This is a genomic window from Pseudomonas sp., from assembly GCF_050739995.1.
Classification (GTDB): Bacteria; Pseudomonadota; Gammaproteobacteria; order Pseudomonadales; family Pseudomonadaceae; genus Aquipseudomonas.
Genome location: NZ_JBOICG010000491.1, coordinates 1 through 4,164, shown reverse-complemented (window position 1 = coordinate 4,164; position 4,164 = coordinate 1). Strand labels below are relative to the sequence as shown.

The 4,164-nt window shown below is 58.2% G+C and carries 5 protein-coding genes; 1 reads left to right on the top strand and 4 read right to left on the bottom strand.

Features of this window, described 5'->3' with window-relative positions; genetic code table 11:
- The first annotated feature begins 302 nt into the window (after positions 1-302).
- The gene (locus tag ACRESD_RS16230) at positions 303-626 is read left to right on the top strand and encodes a hypothetical protein (RefSeq protein ID WP_431751856.1); all 324 of its coding nucleotides are present in this window, start codon (positions 303-305) and stop codon (positions 624-626) included.
- Here ACRESD_RS16230 and aceA read toward each other — a convergent pair.
- The 4 genes from aceA to ACRESD_RS16210 form a co-directional block, all read right to left on the bottom strand.
- Positions 623-1,948, bottom strand: a complete 1,326-nt coding sequence (gene aceA / locus ACRESD_RS16225) for an isocitrate lyase (RefSeq protein WP_431751855.1) — start codon at positions 1,946-1,948, stop codon at positions 623-625. The two genes, ACRESD_RS16230 and aceA, sit on opposite strands and share 4 nt — an antisense overlap.
- A 493-nt stretch (positions 1,949-2,441) precedes the next feature.
- Entirely contained in the window at positions 2,442-3,179 is a 738-nt protein-coding gene (locus ACRESD_RS16220) for a secretin N-terminal domain-containing protein (RefSeq protein ID WP_431751854.1), read from the bottom strand.
- 220 nt (positions 3,180-3,399) lie between these two features.
- Positions 3,400-3,822, bottom strand: coding sequence for a GNAT family N-acetyltransferase (locus tag ACRESD_RS16215; RefSeq protein WP_431751853.1), 423 nt, complete (start codon positions 3,820-3,822; stop codon positions 3,400-3,402).
- Positions 3,815-4,164 (bottom strand): winged helix domain-containing protein (locus ACRESD_RS16210; protein ID WP_431751852.1); only part of this gene is annotated, 350 nt, incomplete at its 5' end. The genes ACRESD_RS16215 and ACRESD_RS16210, both read right to left, overlap by 8 nt.

The window sequence follows — 4,164 nt, the reverse complement described above, 5'->3', positions numbered from 1 at the left end:
AAGGTCTCTGAGCTCGAAAAAGTAACGATGCAGTGACGATATGTCGCACTGCAATCAATCGCGGTGATTTTATGGCTAAACACCGGGCAAGTAAAATTCCTGGGGCGAAATTATTCGATGGAATAAGGACATAGTGCACCTTCGTGGGGCTGTAGCCCTTGTGGGGCGGGCATTAGCGAGCTTTTCACCAATTATGTTTTGTTTAATCCGTAACGAAGTTTTCATGCTCTAAATGATAATGAATATTGTTTGGGCGGGTTTTAAGCGGGTGTGTGTGGTGTGACGAGGAAAGTTGCCGTTACTTGCAAGATTACCGCTTAGTTGCCAGCGCGGATCTTTTAACCGATTTGGTTCGTGCAAATACCGCTCTGGATCAATGTTTTGCACAAAACCTTCGGCTCGACGCGATCCCTGTGGGAGCCGGGCTTGCCCGCGATGGCGGTATGTCAGCAAACGAATGGGGTGACTGGTGCACCGCCGCCATCGCAGGCAAGCTCCCACATTTTGATCTGCGCATTTATCTGCGCAAAAAAAAACGCCCCGAACCAGTCGGGGCGTCAGATCATTCGGCACTGCGGTTAGGTCTTCCTTGGGGCCGCAGTGGCCGTGCACTCGATACGGCTTAGTGGAACTGTTCTTCTTCAGTCGAGCCGGTCAGCGCGGTAACAGACGAAGTGCCGCCCTGGATCACGGTGGTCATGTCGTCGAAGTAGCCGGTGCCCACTTCCTGCTGGTGCGCCACGAAGGTGTAACCCTTGGCGGCGTCAGCGAATTCCTGCTCCTGCAGCTTCACGTAGGCGGTCATGTCGTTGCGGGCGTAGTCGTGCGCCAGGTTGAACATGCTGTGCCACATGTTGTGAATGCCAGCCAGGGTGATGAACTGGTGCTTGTAGCCCATGGCGGACAATTCGCGCTGGAACTTGGCAATGGTCGCGTCGTCCAGGTTCTTCTTCCAGTTGAAGGAAGGCGAGCAGTTGTAGGACAGCAGTTGGTCCGGGTATTCCTTCTTGATCGCTTCGGCAAAGCGACGGGCTTCTTCCAGGTCCGGTTTGGCGGTTTCGCACCAGATCAGGTCGGCGTACGGTGCATAGGCCAAGCCACGGGCAATCGCTTGGTCCAGGCCGGCGCGTACCTTGTAGAAACCTTCCTGGGTGCGCTCGCCGGTCACGAATGGCTGGTCGTACGGGTCGCAGTCCGAAGTCAGCAGGTCAGCCGCGTTGGCATCGGTACGCGCCAGGATGATAGTCGGCGTGCCGGCTACGTCAGCGGCCAGGCGGGCAGCGGTCAGTTTCTGTACGGCTTCCTGGGTTGGAACCAGTACCTTGCCGCCCATGTGGCCGCATTTTTTCACGGAGGCCAGCTGGTCTTCGAAGTGCACACCGGCAGCGCCAGCCTCGATCATGCTCTTCATCAACTCGTAGGCGTTCAGCACGCCGCCGAAACCGGCCTCGGCGTCAGCCACGATCGGTGCGAAGTAGTCGATGTAGCCTTCGTCGCCTGGGTTCTTGCCGGCTTTCCATTGGATCTGGTCGGCACGGCGGAACGAGTTGTTGATGCGCTTGACCACGGTTGGAACCGAATCCACCGGGTACAGCGACTGGTCGGGGTACATGGATTCAGCGGAGTTGTTGTCCGCTGCCACTTGCCAGCCGGACAGGTAGATCGCCTGGATACCGGCTTTTACCTGTTGGACTGCCTGGCCGCCAGTGAGGGCGCCCATGCAGTTGACGAAATCTTTGTCGGGACGGAAGGAAGGCTTGGCACCTTGGGTGACCAGCTTCCACAGCTTCTCGGCGCCGAGTTTTGCAAAGGTGTGCTCAGGTTGAACCGAGCCACGCAGGCGGACGACGTCAGCAGCGGAATAAGCGCGGGTCACGCCTTTCCAGCGTGGGTTTTCAGCCCAGTCTTTTTCAAGGGCTGCAATTTGCTGTTCGCGTGTCAGTGCCATGGGGAAAAACCTCGTCGCATAGGTCTAGGTGGAAAATTCCATTTGCCAGCCACGTAGTAAGTGCGTGGTTTTGGCTGCTCGCTGACCAGAAGCTTAGGTGGTCAAGCCGGGTTTGGCGGGGAAGGCGACGGGATGAACGAGTGGCGAGAGGGGAGTTGAGCAGGTAAGGGCAAACTGCGAACGGTCTTCGGGCGTCGTGGGCCTTGGTACGATCCATCAGTGTGTAGCCGGGTTACCTGGTTAGCTTCCGTCCCTCGGGACAACTTCGTTCCAGTCGCAACCTCGTCAAACACACCTTGTGGGCGGTACAGACACGAATCGGCTCAGGTGGGTAGCTTGGAGCGACGATCCGAAGGCCCTTGCCAGGGCCCCTGATTAGCGGGAGCGAGGCCATCATGCCCAGGCTTTTTTCGATCGTCAAATGTTTTGTAGTGCTTTTTTTAAGGCACTACATCTTTGGTCTAATACGACTCGTCAGTCAGTTTTCGGTGCTTCAGTTCAGGGTGTCGACCTTGACCCGCAAAGTCAGGTCATCGCGGCCCTGGGTAGAGTACGTGCGGGTTGTAGAGGATTTGTCAGCCTGGGTCTCACGGTTGATGCCGGCCAGGGTGATCCATTCGCCCAGACGCCCACTGACGGTTGTGTCGGTGCTCTGAACATTCACTACATCGGGACGCTCCTGGCTCATGCGGTCACGGTTGGTACTGATGGCCAGGTGCACGGTCTCGCCGGTGACGCTGGCGGTGACGTAGAAGCCTTGGGTGACGTTGCGATACTGGGTCTGGTTTTGCAGGCGGCCGTAGCTGTCTTGCTGGGTGCTGGTCAATGGCACGCTCTGGCCGACCTGGATCAGTGCGGGCACGCCTTCGCTGGCCTGGATCTGCTGGATTCCGCCGTCGCGGCTGGCGGTGCCGTAGCTGATGATGCGGGTTTGGCTGTCGCCGCTGTTCTGCTGATTGTTCTCGTTAGTGTCCACGGTGATCAGCAGGCGTTTTGCGGGGGTGTCCAGTTGCGCAAGCAGGGCGCGCAGGTCTTGGATCTTGCCGGGGTCCGCTTTAACGATAAGCTGGTTGCCGTAGGCGCTGACGGTGCCGTCCTTGCCGATGAAATTCTGCGCCACGGGCAGGAGGTCGGCGCTGGTGCGGTTGCTCAGGTTGACGACTTCGGTGTCGGCCATGGCTGAGACGCTGGCGGTCAGCAGGAGGGCTGCGAGTAGGGTGCGTAGGGACATGTCCGTTATCTCTGCGAGTCATTTAGGCTGGATAGTGCCAGTTTGTCGGCCTGGCGGGTCGCAAATTGAATCGTAGACGGCAAAATGCCCTGGCAGTGCAGGGCATTTTGAGGTGTTGCTGAAATAGCTATCGGGAGCAAGCCCCCTCCCACACTTGACCGAGTACATCCTTTGAAATGCGGTCAAATGTGGGAGGGGGCTTGCTCCCGAACGAGACAGCTCAGCCCTCGCGCACCATATCGACGTGCGGAATCCCGACTTCCAGGAATTCATCACTGACGATCTTGAAGCCCAATCGCTCATAGAAGGGGGCTGCATAGACCTGCGCACTGAGGAACTGCCTGGTCTGGCCGCGTTTCTCGGCCACACCAATCACTGCTTCCATCAGCTTGTCGCCAACCTTGAGCCCGCGCCAGTCCTTGAGCACCGACACACGCCCGATCTCGCCGCTGGGCAGCAGGCGCGCAGTGCCGATGGGGAAGTCGCCTTCGAATGCAAGGAAATGCACCGCGTCGGCGTCGTCAGCGTCCCACTCCAGCTCAGGTGGAACCGATTGTTCGGCGATAAATACCGCTTCACGAATGCGCCGAATCTCAGCGATATCCTTTTGCCAGTCCGCGACACTTACGTGAATCTTATTCATCGGCAAACCCCAGGCTTCCTTGCTTGACCAGTTCGCACAGCAGGTCGCGACCGTCTTCGTCGGCGAGCCATTCGCCTAGATTTTCGCTGTGCAGCGCATCGGCCGAGCACACCAGTTTCAACAGCTCGCGCAGTTTGCCTGGCAGGTAACGGCTCTGACCGCTGGCGAACAGCAGGACGTCGTCGTCCACTTCAGACCAGGCCATGCGTGCGCTTGGATTGCGCACCAGGATCGCGCCGTCTTGCAGGGCGCTGATGAAGTTTTCTTCGCCCAGTTCCTCACCGGCTACCAGTTCAGGGTAGCGTGGTTCGGTCATGAACTGGCCGAACCAGGTCAGCAGCA

Excerpts from the sequence above, each read along its gene's own strand:
- aceA (WP_431751855.1), bottom strand. The coding sequence starts at position 1,948 with ATGGCACTGACACGCGAACAGCAAATTGCAGCCCTTGAAAAAGACTGG.
- ACRESD_RS16220 (WP_431751854.1), bottom strand. The coding sequence starts at position 3,179 with ATGTCCCTACGCACCCTACTCGCAGCCCTCCTGCTGACCGCCAGCGTC.
- ACRESD_RS16215 (WP_431751853.1), bottom strand. The coding sequence starts at position 3,822 with ATGAATAAGATTCACGTAAGTGTCGCGGACTGGCAAAAGGATATCGCT.